The organism is Uliginosibacterium sp. 31-12 (genome assembly GCF_030548425.1).
Classification (GTDB): domain Bacteria; phylum Pseudomonadota; class Gammaproteobacteria; order Burkholderiales; family Rhodocyclaceae; genus Uliginosibacterium; species Uliginosibacterium aquaticum.
Genome location: NZ_JAUOOA010000001.1, coordinates 115,841 through 137,428 on the forward strand (window position 1 = coordinate 115,841; position 21,588 = coordinate 137,428).

Sequence of the window (21,588 nt, forward strand, 5' to 3'; positions counted from 1 at the left end):
TTTTTTGTTGCTTGCAAAGAGCCCTTAGGGCTTCATTCCAACTTCCCGCGCGGTCTGCGGACCGATCAGGCATTCGGCGAGAGCGTGCGGCATTTCGAGTTCGGTTTCCGAGATGGGGGTGCGTCCGGCCATGATTTCACACAGGTGCTGCGGATAGCGCGGGTTCGCGTCTGGCTCTGCAAAGCCGGCGGGGTATTGTGGTCGCAGGTCGAATCCGTATTTGTCCGTTGCGCCCATGGTGTGCAGGATTTCGTGGGCGATCACCACGTTGTTGCTGCGTTGCATGGTGCGGGCGGAATGCACGTTGCTGAGGGCAATTTGCCCTTTGGCGAGCCCGTGTGAATCCGGCACCCGGCCACCATTGGCGTCTGAATCCCAGAAGATGACGAAGGCCCGGATGTTGGCGCGTGGCATGCCGTCCGGCTGCTGCCAGGCCCAGTAGCGCAGCTTCAGGCTCCATAGCAACACATCCAGCCCGCTGCGTTGAGCGGGGGCGGAAGGGGGCAGGGCGTTCAGTGCGGGTTGCAGGCTGACCCGCAGCGGGCGTGGGTTGTTCACTCCGTGGGCCTGGGCCTGTTCGGTGAAAAAGCCCTCAATATCCTTGAAGTCGTCTTCCTGCAGACGGGCGATGCGTGCGGCTGCTGCTGGACTGCCATCGCCGTTGAGGGGGAAGATCGAGACTTGCAGGGTCTTGCTCCAGTCACGTGTCTGCTTGTGAGCGCGCCAGGCATTGAGGCCAACCGTGGCAAGAATGAAGAGCAGGATGGCGATACGCAGTTTTTTCCACATAGCGAGACTCTAGCGTGTTCCTGTGCGCTCTGGACGCCCGAAAAGTCTGCTGGCGAAAGGGTTTTTGTTTTGTGTTGAGCCACGTAGCATTCGGGTTTTGCACGGCGAGCGGCAGTCGTGCAGGCCCATAACATGCCGCCGGAAGCCCCGCCAAAATGAATCAAGCAATGATCTTCGGTTTGAGCGAACCAGAATTCGCCGAACTGTGCCTCAAATTCCTGCTCTCTGGCCTGATTGCCTGGATGGTGTTCATCATCTGGAACCTCGCCCGCGAATCTAAAGCTGGCAAATACGGCATGCTATGGATGTTCATGGGCCTGGGGCTTGGCATGTTCGGTTTCATTGCCAAGGAATTGATTATCAAGATGCTGGCGCAGTAATCCGTCTCTCGGCTAGCGCAGGGGCTCCGGCTATAATCCGGAGCCTTTTCTTTTTCCTTTTCGGGAATTCCTGCAATGAGTCAAACCCAGTTCGACGCCGTTTCGGTCGTCACCAAAGCCAATGTGTATTTCGACGGCAAGTGCGTCAGCCACAGCATCGTGCTGGCCGACGGCACCAAAAAGTCGGTCGGTGTGATCCTGCCCGCGAAGCTGACCTTCAACACCGGCGCCGCCGAAATCATGGAAACCGTGGCCGGCTCCTGCCGCGTGCTGCTCAAGGGCGAAACCGAGTGGAAGAGCTATGGTGAAGGCCAGCGCTTCGATGTGCCGGCCAACTCCAGCTTCGAGATCGAAGTCAGCGGCGAGGCCTATCACTACATCTGCCACTTTGCCTGAAATTCCTTGCCGCGCTAGTGCGCGAAGCGCTGGCTGCGTTGGCGTGCTTGACGTACTCGCTGTACGTCTGTGTGCGCCGCTTTGCCAGCGCTCCGCTCGCTATGCGCCTCAAGGAATTCCGAGCTACTGAGATTGGGAGCACAACATGCCTTCATTTGATTTCACTTCCGAAGCCGATATGGTCGCCCTGAAGAACGCGATCGACGTGGCCGCGCGCCAGATCGACAACCGTTACGACTTCAAGGGCACCAGCGCCAAGATCGACTTCAACGAGAAGGACAAGCAGATCACTCTGTTTGGCGACTCGGATTTCCAGCTCGACCAGATCAAGGATATCCTCTTCCCCGCACTGGAGAAGAAGGAAGCCGAGAGTTCCAAGCGCCTTGATGGCGAGAAGATCGAGACGATCTCGGGCAACAAGGTTAAGCAGGTCTTCAAGATCAAGAGTGGCATCGAGAGCGAACTGGCCAAGAAGATCGTGAAGATGATCAAGGATGCCAAGCTCAAGGTTCAGGCGGCGATTCAGGGTGATGCGGTGCGGGTGACTGGCGCCAAGCGCGATGATCTGCAGGAATGCATCGCCTTGATTCGCAAGTCGGTGACGGATTTTCCGGTCAAGGCCGGCAACTTCCGCGACTGAGCTTTCATTGCGGCTCCGCTTGAGCGGAGCCCTTAGCGCTTGGAGCTGTGCTCAGGGAGTAGTTGGGTGGCAAAAATCCTGTATCGGGCGCGAGATGCGGCGGGCAACAAGAAGCAGGGCTATATCGAGGCCGCTACGCTGGAGGCTGCGCGCGAAGCCTTGCTTGCCAAGGGCTTGAGTGATCCGCAGTTTTTCAATGAACCAGGGGTGGCGGCTCTGCGCGAGGATCTTGCCAGCCTTTCGCCGGCTCAGGCGCAGCAACAAGCGGCATTCGAGTTGCGCATCCGTGAGCGGCCGGGCTATTCGACCTTCATTCGCGAGCTGCTGCGGCGCCAGCGCTGGCTTCTGGCCATCGATGCTGTGCTGTTGCTGTGGGGTCTGTGGTCGGGTGATGGCTGGCTGTGTCTGGCGGCTGTACTGTTATTCGCGGGCAGCGTGCTGTGGCCGATCTGGAAATTCCGTGATGTGCAGCGCTACAACGACATGCTGCGCAGTTTCGCACTGGGCGAATGGTCGCGGGCGCTGGCGCTAATCAGCGAACTCAAAGCGGGTGGGGGCAAGCCACTTCTCATGCGCAGTGATTTCGCCTTCCGCGAGGCTTATATCCACATCCGCTCGGGTGAGACGACTCTGGCCCTGGAAACCGAACGGCTGGACCGCCTGCACGCTGAACTCGAGGCGAGCGCTCCCGGCATGTTTGACATGCGCTATGCCTCCCTGTGTGCAGCGGCCAACGATGGTGCCGGGGTGGTGGCGGCCATGCGTCGGGCGCTGCTACTGAACTCGTCGGATTCGTCGCGCCTGGTCGATGTGGCCAACAGCGAGGCGCGCTTCGGTTCAATCGAGCAGGCGGAAGCAGTGCTCAAGAAGGCGCAGGATTGCGTGCAGCAGGAAATGGCTCAGCCCTTCATCGACTGGACCCGTGGCCTGATCGCGCTGCGTCGCAACCAGTCCGAAGCCGAAACCCACCTGGCTGAAGCCATGCGCGGCTTCATGGTGTATGCCGCCAATCCGGCCGTGCTGGGGGCGGTTGGCCTGTGCGGCGGCGCCTACGCGATTGCCCTGGCGCGCAATGGGCGGCGCAAGGAAGCGCGTGATGTGGTGCGCCAGGTGTCGCCGGTGCTCAAGGCGCATGGTGACCATGCCCTGATGACCCTGCTGCGCTTTGAGATGAAGAAGGCTGAGGGCGCAAAGGCAGAGGTCTGAGGTGGTCCTCAACGTCGTCTGGCTGTTCTTCTTTTTCGCGGCTTTCGCGGCCTGCCTCGTGCAATGCGTTTGGTTGGGTGACACCGCCATCTTCTCGCGAGTGCTGCAGGAATCCTTCGTGATGTCGAAGACGGCCTTCGAGATTGGCCTCGGGCTCACCGGCGTGCTCACCTTCTGGCTCGGCATCATGAAGGTTGGCGAGCAAGCAGGCGCGGTGGCGCTGTTGGCACGCCTCGTCGATCCGCTCTTCCGGCGCCTGTTTCCAGGCGTGCCGGCGGGCCATCCTGCGCAAGGGGCGATGCTGCTGAACATCGGCGCCAACATGCTGGGGCTGGACAATGCAGCCACCCCGATGGGCCTCAAGGCCATGCGCGCGCTGCAGGAACTCAATCCTGATCCTGATCGCGCCAGCGATGCGCAGATCCTGTTCATCGTGCTCAACGCCAGCGGGCTGACCCTGATCCCGGTAAGCATCATGACTTACCGTGCCCAGCTCGGCGCAGCCAACCCGGCCGATGTATTCCTGCCGATTTTGCTGGCGACCTTTTTTTCGACCCTCTTCGGCTTGCTGGCGGTGGCTTGGGTGCAGAAGATCCGCCTCGCGCATCCGGTGGTGCTGGCCTGGCTGTTGGGCATGGGCGCGGCGGTGGGCGGCACCCTACTGCATTTCGCGCGCCTGACGGCGGAGCAGATGGCAGCCCAGTCGGCCTTCGTTTCCGGCTTCACGCTGTTTGCGATCATCGTGGCCTTTCTGGGGTTCGCGGCATGGAAGAAGGTGCAGGCCTTCGAGGCTTTCATTGAAGGCGCGAAGGAAGGCTTCAGCACTGCGGTGATGGTGATTCCGTATCTGGTGGCGATCCTCGTCGGCATCGCCGTGTTCCGCGCCAGCGGTGGCATGGACTTCCTGATGCGTGGCATGGCCTGGTTGCTGAGCCTGCTTGGTGTGCCGGAAGACATCGTGCCTGCCTTGCCCACTGCGCTGATGAAGCCGCTCTCTGGTAGCGGTGCGCGCGGCATGATGATTGATGCGATGAAGACTTACGGTGCGGACAGCTTCGCCGGGCGCCTCGCCTGCATGTTCCAGGGCGCGGCGGATACGACTTTCTATGTCGTGGCGGTGTATTTCGGCGCCGTCGGCGTGCGCAATACGCGGCATGCCGTGCCTTGCTGCCTGATCGCGGATCTGGCCGGTGTGGTCGCGGCGGTGCTGCTGGCTTTCCTGTTCTTCCCGGCCTGAACGCCTGTCGTACCCGTGCGCGGTACGGGCGAGGCGGCTAAAGTGGACACATCACAGCAGATTGAGCAGGAGGCCCTATGGCCGTGTCGTCCGTTTCCCCGAATGTGCAGACCCAGGTGCAGATCGAGGTCTTGAAGAAAGCCAACGAGATGCAGGCCCAGCAGACTCGCCAGCTCGTCGAGGCGCAGGTCCAGCAGCAGAAGGAAGCCCAGGCTGAGCCGCCGCCCGAGCCCGGAAAGGCCGGCAGCGTCATCAACACCTACGCCTAGAGCACGGCTCCATTTACTGCGTGGACCAATCCTGAAGCTCCGGTGCTCAGCGTATTCACATAAGCTTCCGCTCCTCGCTTCAGCCTTGACCCGCTCGCTACGATGGCTGCCGCACTCTGCCTTGCACTGAATAAAGTGTTGTTTAGTAAAAACGCCAGCATGTGTGCTGGCGTTTTCTTTTCAGCTTTGTGTGCTTACTTTGCGTGCTCGAAATAGCGCAGCAGGCGCTTGGGCATCCAGTCCAACCGGCCCGGGAAGGGGCCAGTGACGAAGCCGACGTGGCCGCCCTCGGGCGGGAAGTCCAGACGCACATGCGGCGAGATCTCGCGCTGAGAGGGCAGGGCTTCGATGGGCATGAAGGGATCGTTAAGCGCATGCAGCATTAAGGTGGGCACGGCGATGCTTGCCAGCAGCGGGCGCGAGGAGGCGCGCTTCCAGTAGTCTTCAACGCCTTTGAAACCGTGCAGCGGTGCGGTGAAGGCATCGTCGAACTGCGCCAGGTTGCGGGCCTTGATGGCTTTGCTGGCATCGAAACGGCCTGGGAATTGTTCAGCTTTCTGACGCGCGCGCGGGCGCATGGTGGATAGAAAGTAGCGCGTGTAAATCTTGTTGAAGCCCTGGCCGAGGTGATAGCCCGCTGCCAGCATATCCACTGGCGCCGAAACCGAAGCGGCCTTGTTGATCAATCCGCGCGCTTCTTCGCGCCGGCTGCCCAGCCAGCATAGCAAGGCATTGCCACCGAGCGAGACGCCGGCAGCGTAGCGTGGCACTTCCGGATATTTGCGTGCAAAGCGGCGCAGGATCCAGTCCACTTCATTCGCGTCGCCCGAGTGGTAGGCGCGCGGCAGGCGGTTGGGCTCGCCGGAGCAGCCGCGGAAATGCACGACAGCCCCATTCCAGCCGCGCGCATGCACTTCGCGCATCAGGGAGCGGGCATAGTGACTGCGGCTGGAGCCTTCCAGGCCGTGGAACAGGATCACGATCGGCTGGCCTTCACGTGAGGGCAGAAAATCGAGGTCGATGAAATCTTCGTCCGGAGTTTTCCAGCGCTTGCGTCGCAAAGGTGGCAAGTCGCCCTTGATGGCGAGCGGCCAGATCGTCTGCGCGTGCGCGCCGCGCAGCCAGACAGGTGCGGTGTACTTCATGTGCTTCCCCGGATTTATTGCTTGTTTAGGGGAAGTATAGGGGCTGCCTAATGCACCGTGCGCGGCGATTCCTGCATCATCAGACCGCTGGTGTCCGGCGCCGGCGAAGTGTGGTGGACCAACAGTTGCCAGCCACGCGGGCCGCGGGTGTAAACGTTGGTCGTGATCAAGGGAGGGGTCATGGTGTCATCCCCCTCCACGCTGACATGCTGGAGCAGGCTGTGTACCGCTACCAGGGCTGAATGGGTCTTCACCACGCTGCTGGTGCGTACCTGGAATTTCATGCCGGTGTCGAAGAGCTGCTTCCATGATTCGCGGATGGCAGCCAGGCCGGTGAAGCGCGAGCCCCCCGGATGCACGCAGACGGTTTCTTCGTCTTCGCTCCAGACACTCATCATCGCCTCCAGATCGCTGTGCGCGAAGGCGTCGTAGAACGCCTGTTCGGCGTCGTCTGGACTCGGGTAGGTGGAGGTTGGCGCGCTCATGGTCGGGGTGGTCATGGAATGCGCAATCCTACACCGTCAGGGCGACGAACACGCCATCCAGACGAGCGGCGACAGCTCCGTCGCTGAGCACCTCGACCTGCAGGCTCAGCTTGGCCTTGCCGCGCTCGGCGAGCTTCGCCTGGAAACCGGGCCAGTCGGCATCTGCCGGGAAATGCACCCGGGCTGAAAAAGCGCCCGGGATTGGCCGCATGAACTCCATGGTGTTGCGCTGGATAACCAGATGAGGCAAGGGCTCCATGCCATCGAGGCGCACGCGTAGCAGGCTCCAGCCGGCCAGGGTGGCGAGTGTGGCGATGCTGCCGCCGAAGGCGGTGCCGCGATGATTCACGTTGGGCGCGAGCGGCGCATGCAACTCGATGTATTCCGGCGTGGCTTCGCGCACCTCGACCTGCATCGCGGCCGAGAGTGGGATATGGGCGTGCAAGTAGGCCTGCAGTTCGGTGTTGTTCATCGCAGCGTGCTGGCCACGCGCTCGGGCGTGATCTTGTTGAGGCAGTCGAGGTGGCCCAGCGGACATTCGCGCTGGAAGCAGGGACTGCATTCGAGTCTGAGGGAAATGACCTGCGCCTTCTCCGACAGTGGCGGCGTATAGCCGGGGCTGGAAGAGCCGAACAGGGCGGTGAGCGGTGTGCCCAGCGCGGCAGCCACATGCATCAGCCCGGAGTCATTGGTGACGACGTGACGGGCGATCGAGATCAGTTCCACCGCCTCGGCAAGATTGGTGACACCGCACAAATTGCGGGCTGCGCCTGCCGACAGGCGCAGGATCTCCTCGCCGACAGCCGCGTCCTTCTTTGAGCCTAGCAGCCACACCGGGATACCTTGCTCGAACAGGCTGCGGGCCAGTGCGGCGAAGTGTTTTTCAGGCCAGCGCTTGGCCGGACCGAATTCTGCGCCGGGGCAGAACACCACGGGGGCCGGTACCGCGCTCAGATCTAGGCGTTGCAGCGTGGCGGCGACGGAGCCGGCGCGGAGTCGGGGTAAGGGATAGGGGCGGGGCAGGGGCTTGCCCGGCGGCTCGGCGAGGATGGCGTAGCGTTCGACCTGCAGCGGCGTGGTAACGCTATCCAGAGTGTGGCGAACATTGATCAGGCCATAGCGCGACTCGCCGGTGAAACCCACGCGCCGGGGGATTCCGGCAAAGAAGGGGATCAACGCGGATTTAAGCGAGTTGGGCAGTACGTAAGCCGCGTCATGAGCGCGCTGCTTGAGCTCTCGTGCCAGCCTCCAGCGCTCCTTCAGCCGCAATTGACCGTGGGCGAAGGGGTTGTCGATGACCGCGCCATTGATCTCAGGCATGGCACGCAGCACGGCGGCTACCCAGGGCGGCGCCAGCACGTCGATCACTGCGTACTGGTGGTACTCGCGCAGGCGCATGAAGAGGGTCTGGGCGGCGACGGTATCGCCGATCCACGATGGAGCAATGATCAGAATGCGCATGAGGCGATCAAATGAAAACGGGCCCGGAGGCCCGTTATGGTGAAAGCTCAGTGGCCCTTGGGGGCTTCGCCGTGCAGCACGTAATGGGCTCCGCAGTAGGGGCACTTGGCTTCGCCGCTATGTGCCACGTCGAGGAACACGCGCGGATGGCGTGCCCACAGCGGGGCATCCGGTTGCGGGCAGGCGAGTGGCAGGTCTTTCGCTTCGACGGCGATGGGCTGGTCTTTGTGGGTGTTCTCGGCCATGGGAATCTCCTGTAATGGGTCAGGTCCGTAGCCTGGATGAAGGCTGCAAGCTGGAATCCGGGGCGCTCCCGGACTCCGCAGCGCTGCATCCGGGCTACATCACACGTAGTGCAGCCAGTTGTCGTGCTCGGGCAGCTTGCCGCCGACCAGATCGAAGAAGCGGGCCTGCACGGCGGCGGTAACCGGGCCGCGCTTGCCTTCGCCGATGGCGCGGTTGTCCAGCTCGCGCACCGGGGTGATTTCAGCGGCGGTGCCGGTGAAGAAGGCTTCGTCGGCGATGTAGATGTCGTCGCGGGTCATGCGGCGGGTGCGCACTTCGTAGCCGAGTTCGCGGGCCAGGGTGTGTACCGTGTCGCGGGTGATGCCGGTCAGTGCCGAGGCGATCTCGGGTTCGTAGATCACGCCGTTCTTGACGATGAACAGGTTCTCACCGGCGCCTTCGGCCACGAAGCCTTCGGTGTCGAGCAGCAGGGCTTCGTCGTAGCCGTCCTGGGTGGCTTCGAGGTTGGCGAGGATCGAGTTGGCGTAGGTGCTGGCAACCTTGGCGCGGGCCATGGTCACGTTCACGTGGTGGCGGGCGAAGGAGGAGGTCTTGACGCGGATGCCCTTCTCCAGACCTTCAGCGCCCAGGTAGGCGCCCCAGGGCCAGGCGGCGATCGCCACATGCACGGTGGCGCCGCGCGTGGAGATGCCCATCTTTTCGGAGCCGTAGAAAGCGATCGGGCGCAGGTAGCAGGATTCGAGCTTGTTGGCGCGCACCACTTCCTTCTGGGCTTCGTTGATCGTTTCCTTATCAAACGGCATCTTCATCATGTAGATGTGTGCCGAGGTGAACAGGCGGTCGGTGTGTTCCTTGAGGCGGAAGATCGCGGTGCCACGTTCGGTCTTGTAGGCGCGCACACCTTCGAAGACGGACACGCCGTAGTGCAGGGAATGGGTCAGCACGTGGGTGGTGGCGTCGCGCCAGGGCACCAGCTTGCCGTCCATCCAGATGAAGCCATCGCGATCAGCCATCGACATGTCAGGAACTCCGAAAACCGTTGAGGGAAGCGGCGGATTTTAGCTCAAGCCGCTCCTGCTGCCCACCGTTCCCCGGCTGACCCCGCACTGATCCGGGCTACAATCCGGCCTTTGCTGCACTGCATTGGCTGCCATGTCGATCTGGAAACCGCACGTTACCGTAGCCGCCATCGTCGAGCGCGAAGGGCGCTTCCTGCTGGTGGAAGAGCACACCGCTGATGGCGTGCGCCTGAATCAGCCGGCCGGCCATCTGGATGAAGGTGAATCGCTGGAGGCAGCCTGCGTGCGCGAGGCGCTGGAGGAGACGGCCCACCATGTTGCCGTTGACGCGCTGGTGGGCATTTACCAATGGACGCGCCCGAGTGGCGACATCACCTATCTGCGTTTCGCGTTTGCCGCGCGGGCGACCGGTTTCGAAGACGGACGCGAGCTGGACGAAGGCATCATCCGCGCTGTGTGGCTGACGCCCGAGGAACTTGCCGCCCAGCCCGAGCGCTGGCGCAGTCCGCTGGTGATGCAGTGCATTCAGGATTATCTGGCCGGCCAGCGCTATCCGCTGGAAGTGATCCGGCATTACGGTTGAAGGATTGGAATCCATGAAGATCGATGGAGAAGGCATGAAGGTCGTCGTTGGCATGTCCGGCGGCGTGGATTCGGCGGTGGCGGCTTTGTTGCTGAAGCAACAGGGTTACGAAGTGACCGGCCTGTTCATGAAGAACTGGGAGGACGATGACGACGACGAGTATTGCTCGACGCGGCAGGATCTGATCGACGTGGTGTCGGTGTGCGATGTGCTGGGCATCGACCTGGAGGTCGTGAACTTCAGTAAGGAGTACAAGGATCGCGTGTTCGCGGATTTCCTGCGCGAATACGAGGCCGGCCGCACGCCGAATCCGGACATCCTGTGCAACAGCGAAATCAAGTTCAAGGCTTTCCTCGACCACGCTGTGGACCTGGGTGCGGACAAGATCGCCACCGGTCACTATGCCGGCGTGTGCGCTTTCGAGAACGACGGGCGTACCGAGTTCCAGCTCCTGAAGGCGGATGACGGCACCAAGGATCAGAGCTACTTTTTGTATCGCCTGAACCAGGCGCAGCTCTCGAAAGCCATCTTCCCGCTGGGCAACATCTACAAGCGCGAGGTGCGCGAGATCGCTGAGCGTGCTGGCCTGCATGTGGCCACCAAGAAGGATTCCACTGGCATCTGCTTCATCGGCGAGCGCCCCTTCCGCGAATTCCTGATGCGCTATCTGCCGACCAAGCCGGGCGAAATCCGCGCGCTGGATGACAATCGCCTGATCGGCGAGCATCAGGGCCTGATGTATCACACCATTGGCCAGCGCAAGGGCCTCAACATCGGCGGCATCAAGGGCAATGACGTGGCGGGCGAGCACGAGGCCTGGTATGTGGCCGCCAAGGACATGCAGGCCAATGTCCTGTACGCCGTACAGGGCCACGATCACCCTGCGCTGCAGCGCGAGCGCCTGATCGCGGCCGATCTGAACTGGATCTCCGGGCGAGAGCCGCGCACGCAATGGGTGTATGCCGCCAAGCCGCGCTATCGCACCTCGGATCAGCCCTGCAGCATCGATGCGCTGGCCGATGGCCGCGCCGAGATCGGCTTTGCCGCGCCGCAGTGGGCGGTGACGCCGGGCCAGTCGGTGGTCGTGTACGAGAGCCGTGTCTGTCTCGGTGGCGGCATCATTCTCTGACGCTACCGAATAAAGCTGCTGCGCGCCCCGATCTCGCGACTCTGTTACTCGCCGCACTGCAGTACGGCTGCGTTGCTCCTTGTGACCTCGGAGCGCTCACGACGCTTTCTTCCGCAGCGTCGGCCTCGTGAATTCTTTCTGGTGAAAATGCATGAGCACTTCCAGTTTCTTCACCCGCCGCTCCGTCGTTTTCGCGCTCGCGACACTCTGTTGCCTCTTGTGGGGCAGTGCCTATCCGGCGATCAAGAATGGCTACGCTCTGCTGCACATCGCGGCGGATGATATTCCCGGCAAGCTGCTGTTTGCGGGCTGGCGCTTCGTGTGGGCCGGCCTCTTGTTGCTGGTGTTTGCGCATTTCTCGGGCAAGTCGCTGCGCCTTGCTTCCGCCCGCGCGGCGGGCGAGGTGTGTCTGCTGGGGCTGACCCAGACTGCGCTGCAATATGTGTTCTTCTACCTCGGGCTGGCCTACACCACTGGCGTGAAGGGCTCGATCATGAATGCCACCGGCACCTTTTTCTCAGTGCTGCTGGCGCACTTCATCTATCACAACGACAAGCTCAGTGCGCCGCGCATCACCGGCTGCCTGATCGGTTTTGCCGGCGTGCTGGTGGTGAACTTCAGCCCCGCGCTGCTGGACTTCCATTTCAGCCTGCTGGGCGAGGGCAGCGTGGTGCTGGCGGCCTTCATCCTCTCGGCCGCCTCGATCTACGGCAAAAAATTGTCGCAGCGCATCGATTCGGTGGTGCTCACGGGCTGGCAGCTCTTCATTGGCGGGCTGGCTCTGCTGGCGGCGGGCTGGTCTTTCGGCGGGCAGCTCGAAGCGTTTTCGCCGGCTGCACTGGCCCTGATGGCCTACATGGTGCTGCTGTCCTCGGTGGCCTTTGCGTTGTGGACCATCCTGCTCAAGTACAACCGTGTCGGTCTGGTGACGGTGTTCAACTTTCTGGTGCCGATCTTTGGTGCAGGCTTGTCGGCCCTGTTCCTTGACGAGCGAATCCTTGAGTGGAAGAACCTGCTGGCCTTGCTGCTGGTATGCGGCGGGATCTGGCTGGTAACCCGCGAAGCATCAGCCAGCAAGGCTTGATCCGCTGAGGATGATTTGAACGCTGCGGCTAGCCTCACTCGCCAGTAATCAGCGCCACGATGCGGGCCTCTTCAGCCTGCCACCAGGGCAGCACGGCTTCGCCCGGCATCGGCCTGCCGAGCAGAAAGCCTTGCACTTGCTGGCAGGACAGGCTTTGCAGCAGACGGAGCTGCTCCACGGTTTCCACGCCTTCGGCCAGCGTGCTGAGCCCCAGATCCAGGCTCATGCTGATCATCGAGGCGAGGATGGTGCGCAAGCTGGGTTTGCCCGGCGCATCGGCCACGAAGGAGCGGTCGATCTTCAGTTCGGTCAGTGGCAGGCGCGAGAGTTGCTGGGCGGTGGAAAATCCGGTGCCGTAATCGTCCATCGACAGGCGAAATCCCTTCAAACGCAAGCGCCCAAGGGCGCCGAGGCCGGCGCCCAGATCGCTCATCAGGGAGGATTCGGTGATTTCCAGAATCAGGCGATCGGGTGGAATGCCTGCGCTCTGGGTGCGGCGGATCAGGTCATCACAGAAGTAGCGGTCTGCCAGGGAGCGGGTGGAGAGGTTAACCGCTACATGCGGATGGAAGCCTTCTGCCTGCCATTGCTGCATGCGGGTCAGCACGGCATCGAACATCGCCCGGGTGAGGTCATCAATCAGGCCATGCGCTTCGGCCACCGGGATGAAGGCCACCGGTGGAATCGGCCCGAAGTGTGGGCTGGTCCAGCGGGCGAGCGATTCGAAGCCTTCCAGTTTGCCGCTCACGAGATTGAGCTTGGGCTGGAAGTGCGGAAGGATTTCCTGGCGGGCGAGTGCGTCAGCGAGGACTTCTGGTGAAACCTTGAGGCCCGCATCGATCGCCGGATGCTCGCGGATCTCGACCATTCGGCTGAAGCCTTCCAGCCCCTGTTGAAGCTGGATCCGGGTGAGCGGCTTGGAGAAGGCGCCGAGAATCGGCAGGCCCAGTTCCTGGCACATGGTTTCGATCGAGCTGAGCAGGTTCGGCTGCTGGCCGCTGACGATCAGGAAGGGCGGGCGATAGTTCTCGTTGGCCAGTGCCTGCAGCATTTCGATGCCGTCCATGCCGGGCATTTCGAGGTCGACGATGAGAAAGGCGGGGGGTGGCGTCTGGTTGCGGATCAGATCGAGCCCGGCGCGACCATCCGCCGCTTCGAGCACCCGCGGCACTCCTGCGCTCTGCAGCATGTCTACGGCGTTCATGCGCTGCACGCTGCTGTCATCGACAACCAGCGCGCCGTAGAGCTTGATCGGGCGGGGCAGGCCGTTGCGCATGGGGTGTCTTGTTCAGCGTCCGAAAGACTGCATCACGGTGGGCAGGGCTTCGAGGCCCATCACGTCGCGCGCGCCGCCGTGCTTGATGGCTTCCTTGGGCATGCCGAACACCACGCAGCTGGCTTCATCCTGGGCAATGGTACGGGCGCCGGCATCGAACATCTCCTTCAGGCCGCGTGCGCCATCGTCTCCCATACCGGTCATGATGATGCCAAGGGCATTGGCGCCGGCAGATTTGGCGACCGAGCGGAAGAGCACGTCCACTGAGGGGCGGTGGCGCGACACGAGCGGTCCGTCGACGACCTCCACATCGTATTGCGCGCCATTACGCCGCACCACCAGATGCTTGCCGCCCGGGGCGATCAGGGCGTGGCCGGCCAGGATGCGATCACCCGTTTCGGCCTCCTTGATCTTCATCGGCGAGCGTTCGTTGAGCCGGGCCGCGAAGCTCTTGGTGTACATCGGCGGCATGTGCTGCACCACGACGATACCGGGGGTGGTGGCCGGAAGGCAGCCAAAGAGATATTCGAGCGCCTGGGTGCCGCCGGTGGAGGTGCCCACGGCGATGAACTGGTCGGTGGTACGGGCCATGGCGCTGCGCCCGGAGGGCGGTGCCAGTACGGCATCGGCAGTGAGTTTTTCGTTGGCGCGCTCGGCGCTCAGACTGGCCCGCGCAGCCGGGGTGCTGAAAGGCGGCGTGGGCGGCGGCGTGGGGCGACGCAGGGCTTGTGGGCGCAGGCGGGCGCCGGCGGCTTCGCGGATTGCGGTGAGAAACTCGTCCTCGTAATCACGCAGGAATTCGGTGAGTTTCACCGTGGGCTTGGTGATGATGCTCACCGCGCCGGCTTCCATGGCCTGGATGGTGGTTTCGGCCCCGGCTTCGGTGAGCGAGGAGCAGATCACTGTGGGCGTGGGGTGCTCGGCCATGATTTTCTTCAGGAAGGTGATGCCGTCCATGCGTGGCATTTCCACGTCCAGTACGATCACATCGGGCCACTGCGTCTGCATGCGTTGCAGGGCGAAGATGGGGTCAGGCGCGGCGCCGATGACCTGGATGCCGTGATGCTTCTGCAGGATTTCCTGCAGTACCGAGCGGACGACCGCCGAGTCGTCGATGATCATGACTTTGATCACAGTGCTCTCCTCATTTTGTGGGCTGGGTGCGACGGAAGACTGCGGTACCGGTCTGTTGCATGCCGGCTGGCAGGGCGGTAAGGGTTTCGGATTCGCCCAGATAGAGGTAGCCGCCGGGCTGCAGGCGGGCGACGACATGGGCGAGGATGCGGCTACGCCGGGGGGCGTCGAAGTAGATCAGTACGTTGCGCAGAAACACGACATCAAATTCGCCCAGGGCGCTGGCAGGCTCCAGCAGGTTGTGCTGCTGGAAGCGCACGCGCTGGCGCAAGGCGGGGGCGATCAGGAACTGCCCGTGGTAACGCTCCAGACCCTTGCGACACCAACGGTGCAGCGTGTGCTCGGGCATGTTCTGCAGGCGCTCAAGCGGATACAGGCCGCGCGCGGCATGCTCCAGCACCTGGGTGGAAATGTCGCTACCGGTGAGCTCCCAGCCATGCAGGCCGAAGTGCTCAGCCAGCTGCATGGCCAGGCTCCAGGTTTCTTCGCCGCTGGAGCAGGCGGCACTCCACACTTTCACCGGCTTGCGCTTGAAGCCGGGCAGGGCGGTCTGTGCAAAGTGCTCGTGCTGGCGTGGCTCGCGGAAGAAATAGGTTTCGTGGGTGGTGAGTGCGTCGAGCATTTTTTGTCGCTCGGCTTCTTCGGCAGGATCGCGCAGCAGTGCGCAGTAGGCCTCGAAACCCGGCAAGCGACGGGCTTCGAGGCGTTTCTGCAGCCGGCTGATGACCAGCATCTTCTTTTCGGGGCGCAGCCGGATGCCGCTGGCTTGTTCGAAGTAAGCCTGCAGCCAGGCAAAGCTCTGATCGGAGAGCGGGTGGGGAAGCCGGGGCATGTGCATGTCCACGCGCTTCTCCCGCTCAGACGCTGGCAGGCTCGGCTTGCGGGTTCATCTCGGTCTGGTCGATGAGGCGGCGCAACTCGTGCGAGTTGAGCACCTTGTCGATATCCAGCACCACTACGAACTTGCCGTTGCGGTTGATCATGCCAGCCACGAATTCTGTGCGTAGCACGGTGCCGAATTCGGGGCGCGGTTCGACCTGAGAGGGTGCCACATCGAGCACTTCGTGCACCGTGTCGACCATGATGCCGAGAAGCTGATGGAGGCTGTCTTCGCTGCTCGCTTCGAACACGATCACGCAGGTGCGCCAGGTGATCTCCGAGGGGCCGCGGCCGAAGCGCGCGGCGATGTCGATGAGGGGCACCACCGAGCCGCGCAGGTTGATCACGCCGCGCAGGAATTCGGGGGCCAGCGGGATTTCGGTGACGGCCGGATACTCGATGATTTCGCGGATCGGCCCCACCGGCACCGCGAACACCTCCTTGTGTAGCGTGAAGGTGAGGTAGCGGCGCGGACTCTGGTCATTGCTGCTCATGATGCACCTCAGAATCCGGTGAACAGGGATTCATCGACTTCGCCGGGCTTGACTCTCTTGCTGAGGTTCTCGCTGGCGCCGCGCGGAATGTCGATGCTCGACTCCGGTTCGATGAAGCTTGAGGCGTCGTGGCGCAGCTTGAAGAATTTCACCGCCTGCTGCAGCTCGACGGCCTGGCTGCTCATCTCTTCAGCTGTCGAGGAGAGCTGCTCGGAAGCGGCCGCGTTGGCCTGGGTGATCTGGGTGAGCTGGTTCATGGCCATGTTGACCTGAGCCACGCCATTTTGCTGCTCGCCCGAGGCTGCGGAGATTTCCCTGACCAGATCGGAGGTGCGGGCGATCTCGGGCACCATTTCGCCCAGCAGATGGCCGGCGCGTTCAGCGAGGCCGACGCTGTTGCTGGCGAGCGAGCTGATTTCCTCGGCGGCGGCCTGGCTGCGATCAGCCAGCTTGCCGACTTCGGAGGCCACCACGGCGAAGCCCTTGCCATAGTCACCGGCGCGGCCAGCTTCGATGGCGGCGTTCAGCGCCAGCAGATTGGTCTTGTACGCGATGCTGTTGACGATGCTGATCTTCTCGGCGATCTGGCGCATTGCCGCAACGGTATCGGCGACCGCATCGCCACTGAGCTTGGCGCCGTCGGCGGACTTGGCGGCAATGGTGTCGGTGACCTTGGCGTTTTCAGCGTTCTGCGACACGGTGGCAGAGATTTCTTCCATCGAAGCGCTGGTTTCTTCGACGCTGGCGGCCTGGTTGCCGGAGTTCTGTGCCAGCGAGGAGGAGGAGGCTGCCAGCTCTTCGGAAGCCGAAGCCAGGGCGTCAGCCGAGGAGCGTACTTTCTGCATGATCACCGAGAGGCGATCGACCATCAGTTTCATGGCCCCGAGGGCGCTGTTCTTGTTCTTGGCATTGACCTCTACGGCGAGATTGCCTTGGGCCACCTGGCGCGCGATCTCGGCCACATAAGCGGGTTCGCCACCGAGCGAACGGAGGGTGCTGATGGTGACGAAGGCGCCAATGCCGAAAATGGCCAGCAGGCAGATGCCGGTCACCAGGATGGAGATGTTCTGCGCGCTTTCGCGCACTTTGAGCGCTTCGGTGGCCATTTCCTTGCCGGTCTGGGCATTGTCGTTGAAGATTTCGTCAAAGGCCTTGGAGAGCTTGGCGGTGTAGGTGGCGTGCTCCTTCATCAGGGTGACGAGCTTGTCGGTCTTGTTCAGGCTATCGGCATTGGTACTCTTGACCTGTTCAACGACCTTGTTCTTGAAGCCGAAGTATTCGTCGAAGGCATCTTTCAGAGCCTTGTGCAGCCTGGCATCGTTGTCGTTGGAAATGACTTTCTCGTAGTCAGCCAGCGCCTTGTGAATCTGTTTTTCGTTACTGAGCATGTCGCTCTGCAGCTTTTCACGATCCTTGGGATCAGTGGAGATGGCCAGGCGCCACAGCAGTACGCGGTTCTTGGCATAGGGATCGATGGCGTCGTTCAGGATCAGCAGCGAGGGCACCGTGTTTTCGTTGGCGAAGTTGGCGCTCTCGAAGACTTTGGTGGTCTCCTTGCCGGCGAACCAGGCGAGGAAGACGAGGCCTGCAAGGGCCGCGACGACCAGAAGCAACATCTTGTGGATCAGTTTCATGGCAAATCTCCTGGTTCAGGACAGCTGGATGGTGCGGGGGGCGCGCTCGCCACCCTGTTCGGCCAGACGCACGCGGCTGGCTTCGACCTGCGAGGTGCGGTCGAAGAGGGCCGGTACATCGAGAATCAGGGCGACCTTGCCGTCGCCCAGGATGGTGGCGCCTCCGAGTCCGTGAATGCCGGACAGGAGATAGCCCAAAGGTTTGATCACCGCTTGCAGTTCGCCGACGAGGCGGTCGACCAGGATGCCGGCGCGGCGTCGCCCGCTCTGCACGATCAGCATCGAGCGGTATTCGCCGCTGCTGTGTGCAGGAATGCCGAATACATCGGAGAGCTTGACGAAGGGCAGCGGCTCACCGCGCAGGTTGATGATGTCCTGTGCGTCCGGCTCGTCCTCGATCTCGATGCACTCGAGAACCAGTTCCAGCGGAATCACGAAGTTGCGCTCGCCCACCATCACGCGGAAGCAATCGATGATGGCCAGGGTGAGGGGCAGGCGGATGCGGAAAGTGCTGCCCTGGCCGAGCACCGACTCGATCTCGATGGCGCCGTGCAGCTCGTCGATATTGCGGCGCACGACATCCATGCCCACGCCGCGTCCGGAAAGATCGGTGACCTGTTCCGCGGTTGAGAAGCCGGGTTTGAAGATCAGGCCGAAAGTGGCCTGTTCGTCGAGCTGGGCATCGGGTGCAATCAGGCCGTTCTCGATGGCCTTGGCACGGATCCTGGCCGGGTTGAGGCCACGGCCGTCGTCGCGCACCTCGATCACGATGCCGCCCGAATCCTGGAAGGCATTCAGGCTCAGCCGACCCTCGGCAGGCTTGCCGGCTTCGAGGCGCTGCTCAATGGGCTCGATGCCGTGGTCGATGGCATTGCGCACGATGTGCAGCAGCGGATCGGCGAGTTTCTCGATCATGGATTTATCCAGCTCGGCTTCGGCGCCGCTGATCGAGAGCTCAATCTTCTTGCCCAGATCCTTGGAGACGTCGCGCACGATACGCGGGAAGCGCTGGAAAATTTCGCCAATCGGCGTCATGCGTAGATTGAGGCTCTTGTTGCGGATCTGCTCGACGAGCTTTTCGATCTCGCCCATCACTTCACCCACGGCCGAGAACTGCTGCTGGCGCACGAAGAGCTGGCCGCTGGCGGCGGCAATCACCAGCTCGCCGACGGTATTGATGAGTTCATCGAGCTTGCGTGCCTCGACCTTGACGAAGGTCTGCTCGCCAGTGGCACGGCGCGGTGCGCGCGGGGCACTGGCGCCTGGGGCGGCGGGCTGGGCGGTGGTTTCGCTGGAGCCAGGCTGCGGTGCCGGCGCCTCGATGCGCTCGATGCGGATGTCGCTGCCCTCGGCCACGAAATCAAAAGTGGCGGAAATCTCCTGTTGGCTGGCAATCGAATCGAGCAGGATCGAGAAGCTCAGGTAACAGCATTCAGGATCCATGTCGGCAAGTGCCGGCAGGCTGTCGCTGTCGGTATGGATGGCCACGATCTCGCCGAGGCGCGCGAGGTAGTGGATGAAGGACAGCGGGTCCATGCCATCGCGCAGCACTTCGGGGTAGAAACTGAGGCTGATGCGCCAGTGGTGCAGCGCGTTGGCAGTGCTGACCGGGGCGTTGCCGGTGGCCGTGCTGGCGCTGGTGGCCGGTTTGCCGAGGCAGGTGTTGAGGGCTGCGAGCAGATGCGCGCGCTGGGCCGGGTCTGGCTCGCTGTGCTCATGGCCTTGTTCGAGTTCGTCGATCAGGCGGCTGATGTAGCTGCCGCAGTCGAACATCAGCGATAGCAGGGTGGCATCGGCATGCAGCGTGCCCTGGCGGACCTGCACCAGCACGCTTTCCATCACGTGAGTGAAATCCACGATCAGTTCGAGGCCGAAGAGGCCCGCCGAACCCTTGATGGTGTGCGCTGCACGGAATACGGCGTTGATGTCCTCCGGGTCCGGTCCTTCCTGCTCCATGCGCAGGAGTGCCGCATCCATGGCGGCCAGAAGTTCGCGCGATTCTTCGATGAGCGCGGCGCGGGCGCGGTCCAGATCGATCATGCGAGGGCCTCCTGTTGGCAGGCGCTGCGCAGCGGTTCGAGCTGCAGCAGTTCAACGGTCTGCACGAAAGCTTCCGAGGGGGCCGTGATGCGCACCGGATGGGATTCATGCAGCAGGGCGGTGAGGATCTGCAGGCCGGCTACGTCAATGCTCTCCAGGCCGGAGAGATCAAGTTCCAGTTGTTCGGAGGTGGTGAGTGCCAGCGCCAGGGCGTCGCGCAGTTCGGCGGCGTCGGCGATGCTGACTTCGTCGGCCAGCGCGATGCGCCGCTGCGGGCCCGGATCAAGAATCGTGAGTTCCATCGGAGCTTCTCCGGTCAGGGGGCGATCAGTTTGGAGACGGCATCGAGCAGGGCGGGCGGCTGGAAGGGCTTGACCACCCAGGCTCGCACGCCGGCAGCCTTGCCGTCAGCCATTTTGGCCGGATCGCTCTCGGTGGTGAGCATGATGATCGGGGTGAATTTGTAGGCGGGCAGTTGCTTGGCGGCTTTCACGAAGGTGAGGCCGTCCATGTTTGGCATGTTCACGTCGGAAACGATCAGGTTGTATTTGCGACCGTCGAGCTTGGTGAGCGCATCCTTGCCGTCGCAGGCTTCCACCACTTCGTAGCCGGCCCCCTTGAGGGCGATGGCGAGCGTGATGCGCAGGCTGGAGGAGTCGTCGACAATCAGGATGGTTTTGGCCATAAGCAGGGTCCTCAGAAAAATGTGATCGCTGGCGCGGCAGTGGCGGCTGCCGGGCTGGCCTCGCCGCGGTGCACGCGGTGTTGATCGAGCATGGTGTAACTCTTGGAGAGCTCGGCCTGCCACTCCTCCAGCGAAGGCATGTCGACGGCCTGGAATCCGCGTGCGGCGATGTCTTGCGAAACTTCGTCGAAGCGGCTCATATCGATGCACACGTGATCCATCACCTGGTTGATGCGGTCATGCGTCTGCATGCGCACCAGCACTTCTTCAACATGACTGCGCACGGTGTTGCGCTCTTCCTGCAGGGCCTGCATGGAAGCCTGCATGCGTGAGGTGACGGCGTTGAATTCCTCGACGATGTCGTGCGCGGTGGCGGCAGATTCCTTGCGCATCAGCTCTTCCTGGGTCGCGGCCTGTTCGGAGAGCTGCATCGCGGTACTCATGGCATCGTTGATGGTCTGCACGGTGCCGGCAATCGATTTGCCGGTGTCGGCCGATTGGGTCGACAGCTTGCGTACTTCGTCGGCCACCACCGCAAAACCGCGCCCTGCTTCACCCGCGCGTGCGGCTTCGATGGCGGCATTGAGGGCCAGCAGATTGGTCTGGTTGGCAATTGCGCCGACCTGGGCAGCCATCGAGCGCAGGCCTTCCATATGGCTGGCTACGCTGGCGATCTGGTTGATGAGTGCCGTGGTGATTTCGTGTTCACGATCGATGGTGCTGCTGATCTGTCGCAGGCCGCTCTCGGCGCGCTGCACGGCGGCAATCGCCGCCTGGCTGTCGTCTGCACCGCTGACCTGGCCCAGCAATTGGCTGATACCGGAGAACTGGCTGGCGAGCTGGGCGGAGGCTTCATCGAGTTGCTGGCGCACCGACTGGACATGACGCAGCCACAGCGGCACGACACCATGGGCGACGGCGAAATAGCGTTCGCGCACATGCTGCTCGGGCCCGCTGGGTGAGCTGCTGACGAGCGGCTCACTGAAGCTCAGCGGCTGGGCGGGGCTGGTTTGATCGATGCTGGCGAGTAGCCACAGCATCAGTGCGCCCATCACCAGGCCGACAATAAAGCCCACCCACCCGCTGCTGGCAAGCAATGTCAGGGCCAGCAGATTGGTGCCGGCAAGGGCGCGGACGCGCACACTGGCTGTTGGAGCGGACATGCTTTCCCCCGATCAGATCAAGTCCGCACGCGGCAGAAAGAGTCCGCCCGTGCAGGAGCCATAACGGTTTTCCTGCCTTGTGGCTTGATGGGCCATGTACTTTTGGGCAGGGCTTTTGCCTAGCCTGTATCAGTCTTTTACGAAGTGGTGCCCGAAGTGCTTTGTGGCGGCGCAGAAGTGCTTTCTGCAGGGGCAGAAAACATAAGCCGGGCCG

At 62.5% G+C, this 21,588-nt stretch carries 25 protein-coding genes; 9 read left to right on the top strand and 16 right to left on the bottom strand.

Annotation, left to right across the window (positions count from 1 at the left end; genetic code table 11):
• Positions 1-24: 24 nt before the first annotated feature.
• Entirely contained in the window at positions 25-789 is a 765-nt protein-coding gene (locus tag Q3Y64_RS00555) for a hypothetical protein (RefSeq protein WP_303559375.1), read from the bottom strand.
• Positions 790-944: 155 nt separating this feature from the next.
• On the opposite strand from Q3Y64_RS00555, the gene Q3Y64_RS00560 reads away from it, so the two are divergent.
• The 6 genes from Q3Y64_RS00560 to Q3Y64_RS00585 all read left to right on the top strand — a co-directional run bounded on the left by Q3Y64_RS00560 (position 945) and on the right by Q3Y64_RS00585 (position 4,917).
• A complete protein-coding gene (locus tag Q3Y64_RS00560) occupies positions 945-1,169 on the top strand; it encodes a DUF2788 domain-containing protein (RefSeq protein ID WP_101942334.1) in 225 nt (74 codons plus the stop codon).
• Positions 1,170-1,244: 75 nt separating this feature from the next.
• On the top strand, positions 1,245-1,565 hold the full coding sequence (locus Q3Y64_RS00565) for a pyrimidine/purine nucleoside phosphorylase (RefSeq protein ID WP_170021901.1): 321 nt from the start codon (positions 1,245-1,247) through the stop codon (positions 1,563-1,565).
• Between the two features lie 145 nt (positions 1,566-1,710).
• Positions 1,711-2,205: a YajQ family cyclic di-GMP-binding protein gene (locus Q3Y64_RS00570; RefSeq protein ID WP_101942336.1), complete on the top strand. Its 495-nt coding sequence runs from the start codon at positions 1,711-1,713 to the stop codon at positions 2,203-2,205.
• 66 nt (positions 2,206-2,271) lie between these two features.
• On the top strand, positions 2,272-3,411 hold the full coding sequence (locus Q3Y64_RS00575; RefSeq protein WP_303559381.1) for a hypothetical protein: 1,140 nt from the start codon (positions 2,272-2,274) through the stop codon (positions 3,409-3,411).
• Between the two features lies 1 nt (position 3,412).
• Entirely contained in the window at positions 3,413-4,648 is a 1,236-nt protein-coding gene (locus tag Q3Y64_RS00580; protein ID WP_303559383.1) for a nucleoside recognition domain-containing protein, read from the top strand.
• A gap of 83 nt (positions 4,649-4,731) precedes the next feature.
• On the top strand, positions 4,732-4,917 hold the full coding sequence (locus Q3Y64_RS00585) for a putative motility protein (protein WP_158239209.1): 186 nt from the start codon (positions 4,732-4,734) through the stop codon (positions 4,915-4,917).
• Positions 4,918-5,111: 194 nt separating this feature from the next.
• Here the strand turns inward: Q3Y64_RS00585 and Q3Y64_RS00590 are convergent, their stop codons facing one another.
• The 6 genes from Q3Y64_RS00590 to Q3Y64_RS00615 form a co-directional block, all read right to left on the bottom strand.
• Positions 5,112-6,062 carry a hydrolase gene (locus Q3Y64_RS00590; protein ID WP_101942340.1) on the bottom strand — a complete coding sequence of 317 codons (951 nt, stop codon included), beginning with the start codon at positions 6,060-6,062 and terminating at the stop codon, positions 5,112-5,114.
• 47 nt (positions 6,063-6,109) lie between these two features.
• Positions 6,110-6,562, bottom strand: coding sequence for a nuclear transport factor 2 family protein (locus Q3Y64_RS00595; protein WP_254048220.1), 453 nt, complete (start codon positions 6,560-6,562; stop codon positions 6,110-6,112).
• A 13-nt stretch (positions 6,563-6,575) separates the two neighbouring features.
• The gene (locus Q3Y64_RS00600) at positions 6,576-7,019 is read right to left on the bottom strand and encodes a YiiD C-terminal domain-containing protein (protein WP_303559387.1); all 444 of its coding nucleotides are present in this window, start codon (positions 7,017-7,019) and stop codon (positions 6,576-6,578) included.
• Complete coding sequence (gene waaF / locus Q3Y64_RS00605) at positions 7,016-8,008, bottom strand: lipopolysaccharide heptosyltransferase II (RefSeq protein WP_303559389.1); 993 nt, start codon at positions 8,006-8,008, stop codon at positions 7,016-7,018. Before waaF ends, Q3Y64_RS00600 begins: the two co-directional genes overlap by 4 nt.
• A 47-nt stretch (positions 8,009-8,055) precedes the next feature.
• Positions 8,056-8,253 carry a zinc-finger domain-containing protein gene (locus Q3Y64_RS00610; RefSeq protein WP_101942343.1) on the bottom strand — a complete coding sequence of 66 codons (198 nt, stop codon included), beginning with the start codon at positions 8,251-8,253 and terminating at the stop codon, positions 8,056-8,058.
• 99 nt (positions 8,254-8,352) lie between these two features.
• Positions 8,353-9,273: a branched-chain amino acid transaminase gene (locus Q3Y64_RS00615; protein ID WP_101942344.1), complete on the bottom strand. Its 921-nt coding sequence runs from the start codon at positions 9,271-9,273 to the stop codon at positions 8,353-8,355.
• Between the two features lie 133 nt (positions 9,274-9,406).
• Between Q3Y64_RS00615 and Q3Y64_RS00620 the strand changes: the two genes are divergently transcribed.
• The 3 genes from Q3Y64_RS00620 (at position 9,407) to Q3Y64_RS00630 (ending at position 12,069) form a co-directional block, all read left to right on the top strand.
• The gene (locus Q3Y64_RS00620; RefSeq protein ID WP_303559393.1) at positions 9,407-9,856 is read left to right on the top strand and encodes an NUDIX hydrolase; all 450 of its coding nucleotides are present in this window, start codon (positions 9,407-9,409) and stop codon (positions 9,854-9,856) included.
• A 34-nt stretch (positions 9,857-9,890) separates the two neighbouring features.
• A complete protein-coding gene (gene mnmA, locus Q3Y64_RS00625) occupies positions 9,891-10,985 on the top strand; it encodes a tRNA 2-thiouridine(34) synthase MnmA (protein WP_303560364.1) in 1,095 nt (364 codons plus the stop codon).
• 151 nt (positions 10,986-11,136) lie between these two features.
• A complete protein-coding gene (locus Q3Y64_RS00630) occupies positions 11,137-12,069 on the top strand; it encodes a DMT family transporter (RefSeq protein ID WP_303559395.1) in 933 nt (310 codons plus the stop codon).
• A gap of 34 nt (positions 12,070-12,103) precedes the next feature.
• Here the strand turns inward: Q3Y64_RS00630 and Q3Y64_RS00635 are convergent, their stop codons facing one another.
• From Q3Y64_RS00635 to Q3Y64_RS00675, 9 genes are read right to left on the bottom strand one after another with little or no spacing between them, the layout of a single operon-like run.
• Complete coding sequence (locus Q3Y64_RS00635) at positions 12,104-13,345, bottom strand: EAL domain-containing protein (protein WP_101942347.1); 1,242 nt, start codon at positions 13,343-13,345, stop codon at positions 12,104-12,106.
• A 12-nt stretch (positions 13,346-13,357) separates the two neighbouring features.
• Positions 13,358-14,467, bottom strand: a complete 1,110-nt coding sequence (locus tag Q3Y64_RS00640) for a chemotaxis response regulator protein-glutamate methylesterase (protein ID WP_101942758.1) — start codon at positions 14,465-14,467, stop codon at positions 13,358-13,360.
• A gap of 22 nt (positions 14,468-14,489) precedes the next feature.
• The gene (locus Q3Y64_RS00645; RefSeq protein ID WP_101942760.1) at positions 14,490-15,311 is read right to left on the bottom strand and encodes a protein-glutamate O-methyltransferase CheR; all 822 of its coding nucleotides are present in this window, start codon (positions 15,309-15,311) and stop codon (positions 14,490-14,492) included.
• Positions 15,312-15,336: 25 nt separating this feature from the next.
• On the bottom strand, positions 15,337-15,852 hold the full coding sequence (locus Q3Y64_RS00650) for a chemotaxis protein CheW (protein ID WP_303559400.1): 516 nt from the start codon (positions 15,850-15,852) through the stop codon (positions 15,337-15,339).
• An 8-nt stretch (positions 15,853-15,860) separates the two neighbouring features.
• Positions 15,861-17,486, bottom strand: coding sequence for a methyl-accepting chemotaxis protein (locus tag Q3Y64_RS00655; RefSeq protein ID WP_303559401.1), 1,626 nt, complete (start codon positions 17,484-17,486; stop codon positions 15,861-15,863).
• A gap of 15 nt (positions 17,487-17,501) precedes the next feature.
• The gene (locus Q3Y64_RS00660) at positions 17,502-19,526 is read right to left on the bottom strand and encodes a chemotaxis protein CheA (protein WP_303559403.1); all 2,025 of its coding nucleotides are present in this window, start codon (positions 19,524-19,526) and stop codon (positions 17,502-17,504) included.
• The gene (locus tag Q3Y64_RS00665) at positions 19,523-19,828 is read right to left on the bottom strand and encodes a lipid asymmetry maintenance protein MlaB (protein WP_170021887.1); all 306 of its coding nucleotides are present in this window, start codon (positions 19,826-19,828) and stop codon (positions 19,523-19,525) included. The genes Q3Y64_RS00660 and Q3Y64_RS00665 overlap by 4 nt, the downstream gene beginning before the upstream one ends.
• Positions 19,829-19,842: 14 nt before the next feature.
• Positions 19,843-20,211 carry a response regulator gene (locus Q3Y64_RS00670; protein WP_170021886.1) on the bottom strand — a complete coding sequence of 123 codons (369 nt, stop codon included), beginning with the start codon at positions 20,209-20,211 and terminating at the stop codon, positions 19,843-19,845.
• An 11-nt stretch (positions 20,212-20,222) separates the two neighbouring features.
• Positions 20,223-21,374, bottom strand: coding sequence for a methyl-accepting chemotaxis protein (locus tag Q3Y64_RS00675; RefSeq protein WP_303559410.1), 1,152 nt, complete (start codon positions 21,372-21,374; stop codon positions 20,223-20,225).
• Positions 21,375-21,588 lie beyond the last annotated feature (214 nt).